The following is a 15,407-nucleotide window of genomic DNA, read 5'->3' as shown; positions in this document are numbered from 1 at the left end:
CGAGCTAAGGGAAGAGTCCGCGGTACCACAGGCTTTGCCACGGGGGAAAGACAATGCAGACCATGACGATTTCGTCGAAGTCGCGGCTGGCCGCGTGCCTGCTGTTGGCGCTGATGCTGGGCGCCTGTTCCAAGCAGGAAGAAGCCGCACCGGCCGCCGCGCCGCCGGCGGACGGCACGCCCGCCGCCGCCGAGCCCGCCGCGCCGCCGGCGCCGGCCGTGGCCGCCAGCGTGCAGGCCATGAGCGCGGACCAGTTGCGCGAAGCCGCCACCCAGGCGCTGCGCGAGAACCGGATGTACGCGCCGGCCGGCGACAACGCCATGGAGTACTACCTGGCCCTGCGCGACAAGCTGCCCGACGATCCGTCGGTCAACAGCGCGCTGACCGACCTGATGCCCTACACCGTCATCGCCACCGAGCAGGCGGTCGGCCGCGAGCAGTTCGGCGAGGCCCAGCGCCTGGCGGCGCTGATCGAGAAGGGCGACGCCTCCGCGCCGGCGCTGCCGCGCATCAAGCAGAGCATCGTCAGCGCGCAGCAGGCGGTGGCCCAGCGCAGCGAGGCCGAGGCCACGCGCGCGCGCGCCGAGGTGGAGGCGCGCACCCAGGCCGAGCAGCAGCGCGCGGTGCAGCAGCAGGCGGCCGAGGCCGATGCCGCGCGCCGGCTGGCCGAGCAGCAGGAGGCCGCGCGCCTGGCGGCCGAACGCCAGGAGGCCGAACAGCGCGCCGCCGAGCAGCGCGCGGCCCAGGCAGCGGCCACGCAGCAGCCCGCGCGCCCGGCGGCCGCACCGACGCCCCCGCAGCGCAGCCTGCGCGCGGTCAGCATGGCGCAGCCGCGCTATCCGCCCGAAGCCCTGCGCTCGGGCACGGCCGGCGAGGTGCTGGTGGAGTTCACGGTGGAGCGGGACGGCAGCGTCAGCGACGCGCGCGTGCTGCGCGCCACCCCGCCACGCACCTTCGACCGCGAGGCGCTCAACGCGGTGCGCCGCTGGCGCTTCGAAGCGGGGGACACGCCGGTCACCACCCGCCGCACCCTGGTCTTCAGCCCGGCCGACTGAGCGAAGGCCAGGCTGCACGAAACGAAGAAGCCCGGCATCGCCGGGCTTCTTCGTCATGGGACATCCGCCACGGCCCTGCCTCGGCCTGGGGGGAGGCGTGCCTGCGCGTGCCGCCCACGCCATGAGCGCCCGAGGAGCTGCACCCGCCCGAGGGCGCTTCCACGGAGCCATCCTGCGGTACCCGAGTGCCGGGGCTTCAGGTGGAGATCGCCAGCTTCTCCTGGCGGTAGCGCAGCACCGCCGCCAGCCACAGCAGCGCGGCCAGGCCCACGCTGGCGCCCAGGTACACCCCCCACGCCTGGGGGCCGATCGCCTCGCCGCGGATCACCTTCAGCAGCAACTGGTTCTGGGCCAGGAACGGCACCGCGAACTGCCACAGTTGGCTCTTCACCGGGCTGGCCATCAGCATGATGGTCGGGACCATCGGCAGCAGCATCAGCCAGGACATGTGGCTCTGCGCCTCCTTCAGGCTCTTGGCGGCCGCGGCCAGGAAGGTCAGCAGCGAGGTGCCGATCAGCAGCATGGGCAGCAGCACGAACAGCATCTTGCCGATGGCATGCAGCGACATGTCCAGGCTGCGGGCGGTGCCCGTGCCCATCTGCGCGCTGAGCTTGATCGCCAGCAGCGACAGCAGCAGGGAGACGACGCCCAGCACGCAGGCCGCGGCGATCTTGCCGCTGACGATCGCGCCGCGCGCCGCCGGCGTGGCCAGCAGCGGCTCCAGCGACTGCCGCTCGCGCTCGCCGGCGGTGGCGTCCAGGACCAGCGCCGCGCCGCCGAGGAAGGCGGTGATGATCAGGAAGTAGGGCAGCATCAGCGACAGCAGGAAGCCGCGCTTGGCGTCGGGCGTGGCCACGTCCAGGGTGCCCACGTTCACCGGCTGGGCCACCGAGGCGTCCACGCCGCGGGCGAGCAGGCGCAGCGCGCCGACCTGGCCGCCGTAGGCGGCCAGCGCCGAGGACAGCCGGCGCCCGGGAATGCCCGAGTCGCGCTGGCTGCTGTCCAGCATCACCTCCACCAGCGCCGGCCGGCCGGCATGCCAGTCCTCGGCGAAGTTTTCGGAGATGCGCAGGCCCGCGTCCACCCGCTGCTCGCGCAGGGCATCCTCCAGGTCCGCCGGCGCGTCCACCGCGCGGATGCCCTGGGTGGCCAGGAACGCGACCAGGTTGGGCGCCCGCTCGCGCCCCACCGTCGGCACCTCCAGCACCTGTTCGATCTGGGTGCGCGCGCGCTTCTCGGCCAGCGAGCCCATGCCCAGGATGATGGCCGGGAACAGCAGCGGCCCCAGCAGCAGGGTCAGGCCCAGGGTGCGGCGGTCGCGGCCGATGTCGCGCAGTTCCTTGACCAGTACGGTCCACATCGTCGCCAGTGCGCTCATGCGTGCAGGCCCTCCTCCGAGCCGATCGCCTTGACGAAGGCGTCCTCCAGGTTCTCCTCGCCGGTCTGCTCGCGCAGTTGGTCGGCGCTGCCGGCGGCCACCACCCGGCCCTTGGCGACGATGACGATGCGATCGCACAGCGCGGCCACCTCCTGCATGATGTGGCTGGAGAAGATCACGCAGCGGCCTTCCTCGCGCAGCCGGCGCAGGAATTCGCGCATGGCGCGGGTGGTCATCACGTCCAGGCCGTTGGTCGGCTCGTCCAGGATCACGTTGCGCGGGTCGTGGACCAGGGCGCGGGCGATCGCGGTCTTGGTGCGCTGGCCCTGGGAGAAGCCCTCGGTCCGGCGGTCCAGGATCTCGTCCATGTCCAGCGCCTGCGACAGCGCCTGGATGCGCTGCGCGGCGGCGGCGGCCGAAAGCCCGTGCAGGCGCGCGAAGTAGGCGATGTTCTCGCGCGCGGTCAGGCGCTTGTACACGCCGCGCGCATCCGGCAGCACGCCCAGGGCGCGGCGCACCGCGACCGGGTCGTGCGCCGGGTCCACGCCATCGACCTCGATCCGGCCGGCATCGGGTTTCATCAGGGTGTAGAGCATGCGCAGGGTGGTGGTCTTGCCGGCGCCGTTGGGGCCGAGCAGGCCGGTGATCTGGCCGTCGTGCGCCTCGAAGCTGACGCCGGCCACGGCGTGGACCGTGCCGGTCTTGGTCTTGAAGCGCTTGTGCAGGTCGTGGGCGCGGATCATGCGGCGGCTCCCGTGTGGAGGTGTGGGCGCATCAGGGTTCCCATCCGTTGAAGCTGGTGAAGGGCGGCACGTAGGCCATCGTGTCCAGGCAGGTGGCGTCGAGCGACCCGGCGTCGGCCGATTCGAGGAACTGGGCCACCAGCCGCGGCATGCAGCCGCTGCCGAGGTTGCCGTGGCCCTGTCCCTGCGCGACCAGGTGGCGGCCGTTGCCCAGGCCGGCGAGTACCCGCTCGCCATAGCGCGGCGGGGTCACCGGGTCCAGCTCGCCGGACACCAGCAGCGCGGGCGCTTGCGAGCGCAGCGGCGCGGTGAAGTCCCGCGGGCGGCCGCCGTGCGGCCAGCCGGCGCAGGCGGCGAAGAACATCCGCGCCACGTCCGGGCCCAGCAGGGTGCCGTCGGCGGCGCCGGTGTCGCGGTAGCGGTCGGCGTCCTCGGCGCAGATCACCGACCATTGCATGCCGCGCGCCATCGTCCCGCCCATGCTGCGGCCCATCAGCTCGTGCAACGACATCAGCGGGGCGTAGCGGCCCTGGCCGGCCTCGTCCAGCACCAGCGGCAGCAGCGAGGCGGTCTGCGGCATGTACGAGAACAGGAAGGCCAGGCCGGTGACGGTGTCGGCATCGACCGTGCCGCGGTGGCTCTGCGCGCTGGCCGGGTCGCGGTATTCGACGTCCACCGGCGCCTGCCGCAGCCGTTCCACCAGGGCGGCCAACTGGGTGCGCGCATCCTGAGGAAAGCGCGCGGCGCAGGCCGGCAACTGCCGGCATTTTTCCGACTGCAGCGCCAATGCGTCCTCGAAGGTATGGGCGAACTCGCCGCCGACCACCAGGTCGTTGGGCGCCACGCCGTCCAGGACCAGGCTGCGCACGTGCTGCGGGTGGCGCGCGGCGTATTGCTGGGCCACGCGGGTGCCGTAGGACACGCCGACCAGGTCGATCTTCGCCGTACCGATCGCCTCGCGCACGGCCTCGACGTCGGCGATGGCGTCCATCGTGGTGTAGAAGCGCGGATCGGCGCGATCGCCGAGGCGCTCTGCACAGCGGCCGGCGAAGGCGGCCAGTTCCCCCGGATCGGGCGTGGCCGCGGATTCCTCGTCCTCGTCCTCGCACTCCAGTGGGTTGGAGCCGCCGGTGCCGCGCTGGTCGATCAGCACCACGTGCCGCTGCTTGCGCACCTGGGCGAAGGCCGGGTCGATCTGCGGCCAGGTGCGCAGCGCCGACTGGCCCGGGCCGCCGGCGAAGAAGAACACCGGGTCGTCCACCGCCGAGCCTTCCTCGGTGGCGGGCAGCCAGGCCAGGGCCAGCTCGATCTTCCGGCCATCGGGCGCGGCGCGGTTCTCCGGTACCTGGAAGCGGGCGCACTGGGCCTGCACGTTGCCGGCGAACGCGCCGCTGGCCAGGGTGCAGGGTTCGAACGCGATGCGGCCGTAGTGGCGCGTGGCCGCCGCCGTCTGCGCCGGATCGGCGGTGGAGTCGCAGCCGGGCAGGCCGGCGGCCAGCGCGGCGGCGAGGAGGAAACGGGTCGTTCCGGGGATCATCGAATCGTGCCCTTGCGGTGGAATGGGGATCGGAATGGAAGCGGTGTGCGGTCAGCCCGCATCGGGATCGAACACGTCCTCGATCCGCAACGCGAACAGCCGGGCGATGCGGAACGCCAGCGGCAGGCTAGGATCGTACTTGCCGGTTTCCAGGGCGTTGACGGTTTGCCGCGAGACCTCCAGCCGTTCGGCCAGTTCGCCCTGCGACCAGCCCTGGGTCTGGCGCAATTCGCGCAGGCGGTTGTTCATGGCGGCGCATTCACCGGTAGCGGCGCACGACCGCGAGCTTGGCCAGGCCGTAGGCCAGGCAGGTCAGCGGGAACACCCAGATCATCGCCGCGTCGGCGGGCAGGTCGATCACCCGGGCCGCCTGCAGGAATCCGCCGGCCATGTAGGCCAGCGACACGCAGGCCGTGGCGATGCTGACCGCCTCCAGTTGGATCCGCTGCTGCATCTCGTCGGCGTCGCGGATGTAGCGGACCATGGCGCGCAGCACCAGCGCGATCGGCGGCACCGGCAGCAACGCGACCGGGGCGCGCAGCGCCGGGGCCTCGATCCGCTTGAGCAGCCAGACCGACAGCACCAGCACCGCGGCGTACGCGGCCATGGCGACGAACATCTCCCGGGAATAGCGCCGGCGCAGGGCCGGCGTGGCCATGTCGCAGTCGTCGGGCCGGCGCCAGCGCAGCAGCGCGGTGAACGCCAGGCCGATGCCGATGCCGATCAGCAGGCCGCTGACCATGTCCGGCACCCGGCCCGGCAGCAGGTACGCCAGCCCCAGGCCGGCGCCCGCGCACAGGATCGCGGCGGCCAGCAGGTGCCAGGGCGAGAACCGGCTCATCGTTGCTGGCCCTTCCAGTCCCGCCGCCGCCACGCCACCCCGGCGGCGACGAACGCCAGGCCCATGGACAGGCCGGAGGATGCGCCGCCGGCGACATAGGTCGACAGGAAGACGGTGCCCAGGATCAAGAAGACCCGGCCCAGAGGCTCGGGAGGCGTGCAGATCCGCATGACGTTGCCCTGTGTCAAGGAAGCTTGACAGAACGTAATCCTGGCCGCTCCGGCTTGTCAAGCGCCCTTTACATGCCGGGGGCGCTGGCCGCCTCGGTCCGTCTATGCGCAGGGATACCGGAAACGCCGCCGCGTGCCGCGTGCGGCGCACGGCGGGCAGGAACACGGATGTCGACGCCCGGCGACCGGCCCGCCGCGCCGGCGGCGCCTCCCCCGGTCAGTGGCCGGCGGTGGCGGTCACGTATTTCTCGCGGCGGATCTGCGGCAGGCCCAGCCCGTAGCCCTTCAGCGCCTCGATGGTGGCGTCCACCATCACCGGGTTGCCGCACAGGTAGGCCATGTCGGCGGCCGGGTCCGGCGCGAACTCGGCCAGTTGCTGCTGCACGTAGCCGCGGCGCACGTCGGCGTGCGCGTGCGACGAGCCGGCCGCGGGCAGCTCGCGCGACAGGCACGGCACGTAGCGGAAGCGCGGATGGGCGTGGGCGAAGGCGCGGAACTCATCGCCGTAGAGCAGCTCGCCGGGGATGCGCGCGCCGGCCAGCAGCACCACGTCGACGTCGCGCTCGTGGATCTGCTGGGCCAGCACCGGCAGCATCGAGCGGTACGGGGCCACGCCGGTGCCGGTGCCGACCAGCAGGTAGCGGCGGTTGCGGTCGCCGGGCATCAGGCAGAAGCGGCCGTAGGGCCCGCTGGCGCTGATCCGGTCGCCGATGCCCATGCCTTCGAACAGCGCGGTGGCCGCGCCGCCGGGCACGTGGCCGACCGCGATCTCCACCGCCTCGCCCGGGCCCAGCGCGTGGTTGTGCACGGTGGCCAGCGAATAGCTGCGCCGCGCCGGGGAGCCGTCGGCGTAGTCGAAGTGGATCTGGATGAACTGGCCGGGAACGAAATCCAGCGGCTGCCCGTCGTCGCGGGCGAGTACGTAGTGGCCGATGGAAGGCGCCAGCATGCGGCGTTCGACGAGGCGGAGCGGAAACGGAACGGGCACGATGGTGGTTTTCGCAACGGTCTGTAGCCGGGTCCGGTGCCGGCGGCCATCTATAATAGCCTCTGCTCCAAGCAGGCGCCGTATCCGGCGCGAAGGCCCATGACTCCCTCCGATGAAACCGCGGCGCCCGCGCTGCGCGTGCGCGACCTGCGCAAGACCTACGAAAACGGCGTGCAGGCGCTCAAGGGCGTGAGCCTGGACGTGGCGCCGGGCGACTTCTTCGCCTTGCTCGGGCCCAACGGCGCGGGCAAGTCGACCCTGATCGGCATCGTCAGCTCGCTGGTGAACCTCACCGCCGGAGCGGTGCAGGTGTTCGGCATCGACCTGGCCGCGCGCCGCGGCGATGCGATGCGGCTGATCGGCCTGGTACCGCAGGAGATCAACTTCAACCTGTTCGAGCAGCCGTTCGACATCCTGGTCAACTACGCCGGCTTCTACGGCATCCCGCGCGCGCAGGCCGAAGCGCGGGCCGAGGCCGAGCTGCGCCGCGCGCACCTGTGGGACAAGGCGCGGATGATGAGCCGCACCCTGTCCGGCGGCATGAAGCGGCGGCTGATGATCGCCCGGGCGATGATGACCGGCCCGCGGCTGCTGATCCTGGACGAGCCCACCGCCGGGGTGGACATCGAGATCCGCCGCGACATGTGGCGGGTGCTGCGCGAGATCAACGCCGCCGGCACCACCATCATCCTCACCACGCACTACCTGGAGGAAGCCGAGAACCTGTGCCGCAACCTGGCCATCATCGACCACGGCACCATCGTCGAGCAGGGCCCGATGCGCGCGCTGCTGGCCAAGCTGGACGTGGAGGGCTTCCTGTTCGACATCGACGGCACGCTGCCGGCGCGGTTGCCGGCGATCGAGGGCGCCACCCTGGCGGCGGCCGACAGCCACACCCTGGACCTGGACATGCCGCGGGCGATGGACCTGAACCGCGTGTTCGCCGCGCTGGAGGCCGCCGGCATCCGCGTGCGCTCGATGCGGACCAAGAGCAACCGCCTGGAAGAACTGTTCGTGCGCCTGACCGGACGCACCCAGGAGGCCGCATGAAGCACGACGCCATCCCCCAGGTCCCGGCCCAGGCCGGCAAGGCCGCCCGCCACTGGACCGCGCTGGTCACCATCATGCGCCGCGAGGTGTTCCGCATCCTGCGCATCTGGTCGCAGACCCTGGTGCCGCCGGCCATCACCATGACCTTGTACTTCCTGATCTTCGGCGGGCTCATCGGCTCGCGCATCGGCGACATGGGCGGCTACAGCTACATGGAGTTCATCGTCCCCGGCCTGGTAATGATGAGCGTGATCCAGAACAGCTACGGCAACATCAGCTCCTCGTTCTTCGGCGCCAAGTTCGGCCGCCACGTCGAGGAACTGCTGGTCAGCCCGATGCCCAACTGGGTGATCCTGTGGGGCTACGTCGCCGGCGCGGTGCTGCGCGGGCTCATGGTCGGGGTGATGGTGCTGGCGATCGCCATGTGCTTCACCACGGTGCGCATCCCGCATCCGCTGGTGACCCTGAGCACGGTGCTGCTGGGCGCGACCATCTTCTCCCTGGCCGGCTTCATCAACGCGGTCTATGCCAAGAAGTTCGACGACGTGGCCATCGTGCCGACCTTCATCCTGACCCCGCTGACCTACCTGGGCGGCGTGTTCTACTCGGTGAAGCTGCTGCCGCCCTGGGCCGAGGCGGCCACCCACGCCAACCCGATCTTCTACATGGTCAACGCCTTCCGCTACGGCCTGCTGGGCAGCACGGACGTGCCGCTGTGGGTGGCGTACACGCTGATGCTGTGCTTCGTCGCCGCCCTGTCCGCGCTGGCTCTGTGGCTGCTGCGCCGCGGCGTGGGGCTGCGCAGTTGAGCGCCGGCCCGCGCATCCTGGTCCTGGGTGCCGGCGGCACCGGCGGCTACTTCGGCGGCCGCCTGGCCCAGTCCGGCGCCGACGTCGCCTTCCTGGTGCGTCCGGCGCGGGCGGCGGCGCTGCGCGAGCGGGGATTGCGCATCCGCAGCCCGCTGGGCGACGCGGAGCTGCAGGTGGCCACCGTCACCGCCGACGCCTTGCCGGCGCGGGCCGGGCGGCCGCCGTTCGACCTGGTGGTCCTGAGCTGCAAGGCCTACGACCTGGACAGCGCGATAGAAGCGGTCGCGCCCGCGGTGGGCCCGGACACGGTGGTGCTGCCCATCCTCAACGGCCTGCTGCACTACGACGCGCTGGACGCGCGCTTCGGCCGCGCGCGGGTGCTGGGCGGGCTGTGCTTCATCGGCGCCGCCCTCGGCGCGGACGGCGAGGTGCTGCACCTGGGCAAGCCGGCCTCGATCACCTTCGGCCTGCGCGAAGGCAACCGCGATACCGGCGTGCTCGCCGCGCTGGCCGCCGCGTACGCCGGCGCCGGGGTCGACCACCTGTACGCGCCCGACATCGCCCGCGCGCAGTGGATCAAGTTCAGTTTCCTGGCCACGCTGGCCGCGGGCACCTGCCTGATGCGCGCCGGCATAGGCGACATCGTCGCCAGCGAGGGCGGCATCCGTTTCATGGCCGCCCTGCACGAGGAATGCCTGTCGGTGGCCGCCGCCGAGGGGCAGCCGGTGCCCGCCGACGAGGCCGCCATCGCGCGCAAGGGCCTTACCCGCGCCGGCTCGCCGGTCACCGCCTCGATGCTGCGCGACCTGCGCGCCGGGCAGCGGGTGGAGGCGTTGCAGATCGTCGGCGACATGGTCCATCGCGCACAGCGCGCCGGCCTGGCGGTGCCGCGGCTGGAAGCGGCCTGGTCGCACCTGCAGGTCTACGAAGCCGGCCGCAGCGAAGGCTGAGCGGCACGGGCTGGCGGCGTAGTCGCCGGCATCGTTGCTGCCGTACCGCCGCCGCCAGGCTCAAACCGGGCGGGTCGTGCGGCGTCGCCCAGAAGCTGGAACGGCGCACCAAGGACCTGGCACGGGTTCCGGTATGGACGGGCGGCGAGCTGCTGTGGGTGGAGGGCAGGGTCTTCGACGACCGCATCGACAACGCCAAGGGCAAGACCTTCTCCAAGTTCGAGCTGGACAAAGCACCTGCGCGAGCAGGTCGAGGGACGGCGGCGTGCGGGTGAGCGAGCGCAGCTACGGCCGCGACACCTACCAGGCCAACAAGAAGGCGCTGGACGACTTCCGCCGGGAGTTCCACGGCCTGGAGGACGCCTGCTGGTACGGCAAGGACGTGGACACCTACGCCATCCGTCGCGCCGACAGCGTGGTCTGGGTGGTGCTGCAGATGCGCAACGCCGCCGCCCTCATCCTGGTGGCCGAAGGCCCGCTGCCGGCGGCGAACCGACGGTAGGGGCCGCGCGTCGAACGCCGCCAGGACCGCCGGCGACCGCCCCGGCGATGCCCGGGTGGGCCAGCGCCGATCGCCTCCGGCCCGCACGCAGGCCGCGACACGGCGCTGGCAGCACCGGCCGCGGCACCGCGGCTCAGCGCGGCCCGCGCAGGGTGAGGTAGGTGGCGCTCCACTGCATCGGGTCGTCGGTGTTGTTGTCCTGGAAGAACGCCTCGCCGTTGCCGCGGCCGTTCACGCCCAGGCCGAGCAGATGGTGGTCGCTGTTGTTGAAGGTGAACTCGAAGCCCTGCAGCGCATCGATGCGGCTGGACGGCGCGCCGCCGCGGCGCGCCTGGGTGCCGGCCAGCGCGCCCTTCTGCGCGACAGTCGCGTTGGGGATCCAGGCGTACTGCACGGTCACCCGGTAGCCGCGGTACTTGCCGGACATCCGGCCGATGCCCTTCACCGCGGCGCCGGTGCCGGCGACCACGCTGCCGGTCTCCAGCAAGCCGGGCAGCGGGATCGCCGCGCTGGCGGCCATGGCCCCGAGGCTGGCCTCCAGGCCGCGGAAATCCAGGCCCTGGTCGTCCATCAGCGACACCCGCACGCGGTTGCGCTGCGGGTCCAGCCACACGCCGATGTTGCGCAGGTTCGCGTCGGTGCCGTCGGCACGCTGGAACTGGAAGCCGGACAGCACCAGGGTCGAGTCGGCCGGTGCGCGCCCGGGCAGGCGGATCTCGAACTTGCCGCCGCCGTCGGCGCTGACCTGCTGCACGCGCACGCCGGGCAGCGCGCTCAGCCGCGCGCTGGCGTTGAACGGATCGTCGCCGTTGCCGTCGGCCAGCGCGAAGCGCACGAAGCGCTCCTCGCCCAGCACGCCGATCCGGCGCAGCTTGTGGTCGCCATTGCCGAAGCGCAGGTCGAATCCCGCCAGGGCCCAGCCGCCGGGCAGCGGGCGGTCGAGGGCGGCCGGGCCGCTGTCGCGCAGGCCGTCGATGCGGGCATGGTGCGACGCCGGCGCCTGCGCCGCCCGGGCGACGACGGGCTGTGCCTTCATCCGTTCGGGCGGTACCACGCGGACCTGCGAGGCGGCCGGCGGTACGGCCAGGCACAGCAGCACGACGGCGGACAGGACGAACGGGCGCGACGGCAGGACGGTCATGGCGGGCTCCGGAAGGAATCGACACCCCGGCATCCGCAAACCGGGCCCGCCGGCTGCCAGGGGCGGCTGGCAGTTGCCGCCGGCAATCTGCGGACGCCGCAACCGAACGCCCCGCTTCCCGGGGCCGGAGAGCGCCGCCATGTACCGGATCGCCGTTTCCTGCGTGCTGCTGTGCCTGGCCGCCTGTTCGGCCCCCGCACCGGACGAACTGGCCGAAAGGGCCGCCGGGAAAGCCGCCGCGGCCGCGGTCGCCGCCGCCAGCGAGGGCCAGGTGAAGCTGGAGGCCGGGCAGGAGCGCCTGGTCGTGGAGGATGGCGGGCAAACGATGGAGGTGGGCCTGGCCAGGGGCGGCCTGCCGCGTCCGGACTGGTGGCCGCAGGACGTGTACCTGCCCGAGGACGCCGCCATCCACCAGGTCGCCCGGAACGAGGGCAGCCACGTGCTGGCGGCCGCCGTGGCCCGGCCCGGCGCCGCGCTGCATGGCGAGATCGAGCGCGCCATGCATGGACTGGGCTGGAGCACCGTGCGCAACTCGCTGGCGGCCAGCGGCTCGGGCATGGCCGCCTACCGCAAGGACGGCCGCGAAGTCACCGTGCTGGTGGCCGCCTCGGGCAAGGCCGGCCAGCCGGCGATGGCGACCTTCCACCTGCGCGGGGCCGCCGCGCGATGAACGCCCCGGCCTGCGCCGCCGGCCACGGTGGCGGGGGATTCCGGCTACCCTCTGGCCCTTGTACCGGTCCGGGCAGGATGTGGTCGCTGATGGGCAACGAGATCACGCAACTGCTGGAGCGGGTGAGCGCGGGAGAACCGGCGCACCTGGCGGAGGTGTTCGAGCGGCTCTACCCGCAGTTGCGCCAGATCGCCGCCGCGCGCCTGCGCGCGGGCGAGCGCACGCTCACCCCCACCGTGCTGGTGCACGAGCTGTACCTGCGCGCGACCACTGGCGAACCGCTCAGCGCCAGCGACCGCCGCCATTTCTTCACCACCGCGGCCAAGGCGATGCGCTGGATCCTGGTCGACCATGCGCGGCGCAAGGCGGCCGGCAAGCGCGGCGGCGACCTGCTGGAGGTGACCCTGACCGAGTCGCTGGCGCAGGCGCCCGCACCGGACGTGCTCGACCTGCACGACGGCCTGGAGGTGCTGGGCGAGATCGCCCCGCAGCAGCGCGACATCGTCGAGCTGCACTACTTCGGCGGCCTGGAATTCGCCGAGGTCGCGGCGCTGCTGGGCACCTCCGAGCGCACCGTCTACCGGCAGTGGCAGCGCGCACGCGCCTTCCTCCACGCGCGCCTGCGGTGAGGCACGCATGGACCCGCGCGAGCGCCAGGCGTGGCAGGCCGCCGATGCCATCCTCGACACCCTGCTGGACCTGCCCGCGGACGCGCGCGAATCGCACCTGCGGACCCTGAGCCACGACCCGGAAGTCACCGCGCGGGTGCGCGCGCTGCTGGCCGGCAGCCAGCGCGAGGGGCCGCTTGACCGTCCGCTTTCGCCGCCGCCGGACCTGGGCATGGAGGACGCCCCGCCGCCGTCGCTGCGGGGGCGCCGTCTCGGCCGCTGGACGCTGGAGCACTGGCTTGGCGAAGGCGGCATGGCCGTGGTCTGGAAGGCGACCTCGGCGGCGCCGCCGCTGGGGCAGCAGGCGGCGGTGAAGATCCTCAGCCTGGGCGCGCTGGCCCGGGGCGGGCACGAGCGCTTCCTGCGCGAGCAGTCGGTGCTGGCCCGCCTGCGGCATCCCTACATCGTCCCGCTGTACGAGGCCGGGGTCGGCGAAGACGGCACGCCGTGGCTGGCGATGGCGCTGGTGGAAGGCCAGCGCATCGACCAATGGTGCCAGTCGCGGCGCCTGGACCTGCCCGGGCGCCTGGACCTGGTCGAGCAGGTCGGCGAGGCCCTGGCCCATGCGCATCGCAACCTGGTCGTGCACCGGGACGTCAAGCCGTCCAACGTCCTGGTCGACGAGGACGGCCTGGTGCGGCTGCTGGATTTCGGCATCGGCCGCGAACTGTCGGCCGGCGCGCCCACCCATACCCGGTTGTGCGCGCTGACCCCCGAATACGCCGCGCCCGAGCAGGCCAGCGGACAGGACAGCGGCACCGCCGCCGACGTCTACGGCCTGGCCGCGCTCACCTACCGGCTGCTGGCCGGCAGCCCGCCGAACGCACAAGGCCGCGCCGCCGGGCAGGAGCCGGAGCGTGCGTCGGCGCGGGCGTCGCGGATGCCGCGCGGTTCGCCCGAACGCGGCTTCGCCGCGCGCCTGCGCGGCGACCTGGACGCGGTCCTGCTGCGTGCGCTGGCGCAGGAACCGGCCCGCCGCTATACGAGCGTGGAGTCCTTCGTCGCCGACCTGCGCCGCTACCGCGCCCGGCGCCCGGTGCAGGCGCTGGCGCCGCGCGCCGGCTACCGCCTGCGCCGCTTCGTGCAGCGCAACCGCTGGCCGCTGGCGGTGGCCGCGCTCCTGTCCGCCTCGCTGCTGGCCGGCGGCCTGGGCGTGCTGTGGCAGGCGCAGCGCGCCGAACGGGCGGCCGAGGAAGCGCGCCTGCAACTGCGCTACCTGGAATCGCTGCTGCAGGAACTGGCGCCCTCCACCGCCGAGGCGCGGGCGATGGACCGCGGCCGCCTGATCACCTCCGCGGCCGGGCACGCGCGCAACGACCTGGCCCGCCGCCCGGGAGTGCTGGCCACCGTGCTGCTGGCCCTGGCCGAGATCGCCGAGGCGGCCGGCGACCACCGCCAGTCCGAACGGCTGGCCGCCGAGGCGGCGGAACTGCGCGAGCGCCTGCATGGCGCCGACAGCGTGGAGTACGCGCAGGCGCTGGTCGTGCGCGGCCACGCGCTGTGGTCCGAACGCGGCCCGGACGACCCGGCCGTGCTGGCCGAGCGGGCGCTGGCGATATACGAGCGCCGGGCGCCGGATTCCGACGGGCACATGCGCGCGCTGGTGCTGCAGCAGGTGCTCGACGGCAGCCTGGACCGGATCGAGCGCGCGCGGGCCGGCAGCCAGCGCACGCTGGCCTGGTGCCGGGCCCGCGGGCAGCAGCCGTTCGAGGTCTGCAACCAGGTGCTGTTCGCCGCCGCGGCGCTGTACGACCGCCAGGGCCACGTACGCGAGGCCGAGCCGCTGTACGCCGAGCTGGTCGAGTTGCGCACCGCGCGCCACGGCGCCGGGCATGCGCGCACCCTGCACGCGCGTACCCGCCACGCCCGTGCCGTGCTGCGCCTGGGCGATGCCGCGCGGGCCGCGGCGCTGCTGGAGCCCGTGCTGGCCACCCAGCGGGAGATCTACGACACCGCCACCCCGGAGCTGGCCGGCACCCGGGGCGCCCTGGCCGAGGCGCTGACCGCGCTCGGCGAGTTCTCGCGCGCACGCGCCCTGCACGAGGCGCAACTGGCGGAGCTGGCGGACGCGCGCGGCGGCGCCCATCCCGAGGTCGCCGCCTACCTGGGCAACTTCGGCGTGTTCCTGTTCAAGGCCGGCGACTTCGAGGGCGCGCTGGCGCGCCTGGCCGAGTGCGCCGCGGCCTATGCCACCCAGGCCGGCCCGGACCACGCCGGGGTGCACGTGTGCAACGGCAACCGCGCCGACGTGCTGCGCGAGATGGGCCGCGCCGCGGAAGCCGAGCCGCTCGGCCGGGCCGCCCTGGAAGGCATCCGTGCCGCGTTCGGCGAGGACTCGCCGCTGCTGGCGCCGCGCTACAGCAACCTGGGCCGGATCCTGGTCGCGCTGGGCCGCGATGCCGAGGCGCTGCCGCTGTTCGCGCGCGCGCGCGCCATATATCGCGAACAGGACGCCCCGGTGGCCGCGCTGATCCACCTGTACGAACTGGACGTCCTGGTCCGCACCGGGCAAGTCCCGCCCGACCGGGGCTGGAACCAGGCGCTGGATGCGCGCGCACGGCTGGAGGCGGGCTTCCCGGCGCGCAATCCGCTGCGCACGACCATGCTGGTACCGCTGGCGCGGATCGCCTGCAGCGCTCCGCGCCGGCTGCCCTGCGCCGCCCTGCGCGACGAGGCCCTGGCCGCCATGGCCCAGGCCGCCACCCCGGCCGACGCCCGGCAGCAGATCGGCCTGGTCCTGCGCACCACGGAAGACGCCGTGGCCGTGGCGGGCGCGGCGGCGACCGGCCCCGCGCGTTAGCGGTTGCGGGCCCCGCGCGTCGGCCCCGGCCTGGCAGTCGCCCCGTCCTTTTTCCGTCTACCTCCAGCAGCGGCGCGATCCACGCCCGCATCCGCCATCCGGGAG

At 73.2% G+C, this 15,407-nt stretch carries 16 protein-coding genes; 8 read left to right on the top strand and 8 right to left on the bottom strand.

The features are described from left to right. The first annotated feature begins 53 nt into the window (after positions 1-53). Complete coding sequence (locus tag HNR76_RS10600; protein WP_162310461.1) at positions 54-1,055, top strand: energy transducer TonB; 1,002 nt, start codon at positions 54-56, stop codon at positions 1,053-1,055. A gap of 196 nt (positions 1,056-1,251) precedes the next feature. On the opposite strand, the gene HNR76_RS10595 is transcribed toward HNR76_RS10600, so the two are convergent. From HNR76_RS10595 to HNR76_RS10565, 7 genes are all read right to left on the bottom strand, one after another. Then, positions 1,252-2,433 (bottom strand): ABC transporter permease, encoded by a 1,182-nt coding sequence (locus HNR76_RS10595; protein WP_162310462.1) that lies wholly within the window; start codon positions 2,431-2,433, stop codon positions 1,252-1,254. Next, positions 2,430-3,176, bottom strand: a complete 747-nt coding sequence (locus HNR76_RS10590) for an ABC transporter ATP-binding protein (RefSeq protein ID WP_162310463.1) — start codon at positions 3,174-3,176, stop codon at positions 2,430-2,432. The genes HNR76_RS10595 and HNR76_RS10590 overlap by 4 nt, the downstream gene beginning before the upstream one ends. A 31-nt stretch (positions 3,177-3,207) precedes the next feature. After that, positions 3,208-4,713: an alpha/beta hydrolase gene (locus HNR76_RS10585; RefSeq protein ID WP_162310464.1), complete on the bottom strand. Its 1,506-nt coding sequence runs from the start codon at positions 4,711-4,713 to the stop codon at positions 3,208-3,210. Between the two features lie 51 nt (positions 4,714-4,764). Continuing rightward, the gene (locus HNR76_RS10580) at positions 4,765-4,962 is read right to left on the bottom strand and encodes a helix-turn-helix transcriptional regulator (protein WP_162310465.1); all 198 of its coding nucleotides are present in this window, start codon (positions 4,960-4,962) and stop codon (positions 4,765-4,767) included. A 10-nt stretch (positions 4,963-4,972) separates the two neighbouring features. Next, positions 4,973-5,554, bottom strand: coding sequence for a hypothetical protein (locus tag HNR76_RS10575; RefSeq protein WP_162310466.1), 582 nt, complete (start codon positions 5,552-5,554; stop codon positions 4,973-4,975). Beyond that, positions 5,551-5,742 carry a hypothetical protein gene (locus tag HNR76_RS10570; protein WP_162310467.1) on the bottom strand — a complete coding sequence of 64 codons (192 nt, stop codon included), beginning with the start codon at positions 5,740-5,742 and terminating at the stop codon, positions 5,551-5,553. Before HNR76_RS10570 ends, HNR76_RS10575 begins: the two co-directional genes overlap by 4 nt. Positions 5,743-5,941: 199 nt before the next feature. Then, positions 5,942-6,673: an FAD-binding oxidoreductase gene (locus HNR76_RS10565; RefSeq protein WP_246429099.1), complete on the bottom strand. Its 732-nt coding sequence runs from the start codon at positions 6,671-6,673 to the stop codon at positions 5,942-5,944. A gap of 138 nt (positions 6,674-6,811) precedes the next feature. Here HNR76_RS10565 and HNR76_RS10560 point away from each other — a divergent pair, with 138 nt between their 5' ends. The 4 genes from HNR76_RS10560 to HNR76_RS10545 all read left to right on the top strand — a co-directional run bounded on the left by HNR76_RS10560 (position 6,812) and on the right by HNR76_RS10545 (position 10,023). Next, positions 6,812-7,762, top strand: a complete 951-nt coding sequence (locus HNR76_RS10560; RefSeq protein WP_162310469.1) for an ABC transporter ATP-binding protein — start codon at positions 6,812-6,814, stop codon at positions 7,760-7,762. After that, positions 7,759-8,571: an ABC transporter permease gene (locus tag HNR76_RS10555; protein WP_162310470.1), complete on the top strand. Its 813-nt coding sequence runs from the start codon at positions 7,759-7,761 to the stop codon at positions 8,569-8,571. The genes HNR76_RS10560 and HNR76_RS10555 overlap by 4 nt, the downstream gene beginning before the upstream one ends. Then, entirely contained in the window at positions 8,568-9,521 is a 954-nt protein-coding gene (gene panE / locus HNR76_RS10550; RefSeq protein ID WP_162310471.1) for a 2-dehydropantoate 2-reductase, read from the top strand. Before HNR76_RS10555 ends, panE begins: the two co-directional genes overlap by 4 nt. A 271-nt stretch (positions 9,522-9,792) precedes the next feature. Continuing rightward, positions 9,793-10,023, top strand: coding sequence for a hypothetical protein (locus HNR76_RS10545; RefSeq protein ID WP_162310472.1), 231 nt, complete (start codon positions 9,793-9,795; stop codon positions 10,021-10,023). Between the two features lie 133 nt (positions 10,024-10,156). Here HNR76_RS10545 and HNR76_RS10540 read toward each other — a convergent pair whose 3' ends face one another. Beyond that, positions 10,157-11,164 (bottom strand): hypothetical protein, encoded by a 1,008-nt coding sequence (locus tag HNR76_RS10540; protein ID WP_162310473.1) that lies wholly within the window; start codon positions 11,162-11,164, stop codon positions 10,157-10,159. Between the two features lie 139 nt (positions 11,165-11,303). Between HNR76_RS10540 and HNR76_RS10535 the strand changes: the two genes are divergently transcribed. From HNR76_RS10535 to HNR76_RS10525, 3 genes are all read left to right on the top strand, one after another. After that, positions 11,304-11,834, top strand: coding sequence for a hypothetical protein (locus tag HNR76_RS10535; RefSeq protein ID WP_162310474.1), 531 nt, complete (start codon positions 11,304-11,306; stop codon positions 11,832-11,834). A gap of 89 nt (positions 11,835-11,923) precedes the next feature. After that, a complete protein-coding gene (locus tag HNR76_RS10530; protein ID WP_246429098.1) occupies positions 11,924-12,463 on the top strand; it encodes an ECF-type sigma factor in 540 nt (179 codons plus the stop codon). Between the two features lie 7 nt (positions 12,464-12,470). Beyond that, complete coding sequence (locus tag HNR76_RS10525) at positions 12,471-15,302, top strand: serine/threonine-protein kinase (RefSeq protein ID WP_183982229.1); 2,832 nt, start codon at positions 12,471-12,473, stop codon at positions 15,300-15,302. The last annotated feature ends 105 nt before the right edge of the window (positions 15,303-15,407 follow it).

Source organism: Pseudoxanthomonas broegbernensis (genome assembly GCF_014202435.1).
Classification (GTDB): Bacteria; Pseudomonadota; Gammaproteobacteria; order Xanthomonadales; family Xanthomonadaceae; genus Pseudoxanthomonas; species Pseudoxanthomonas broegbernensis.
This window is presented reverse-complemented; position numbering and strand designations above follow the sequence as displayed.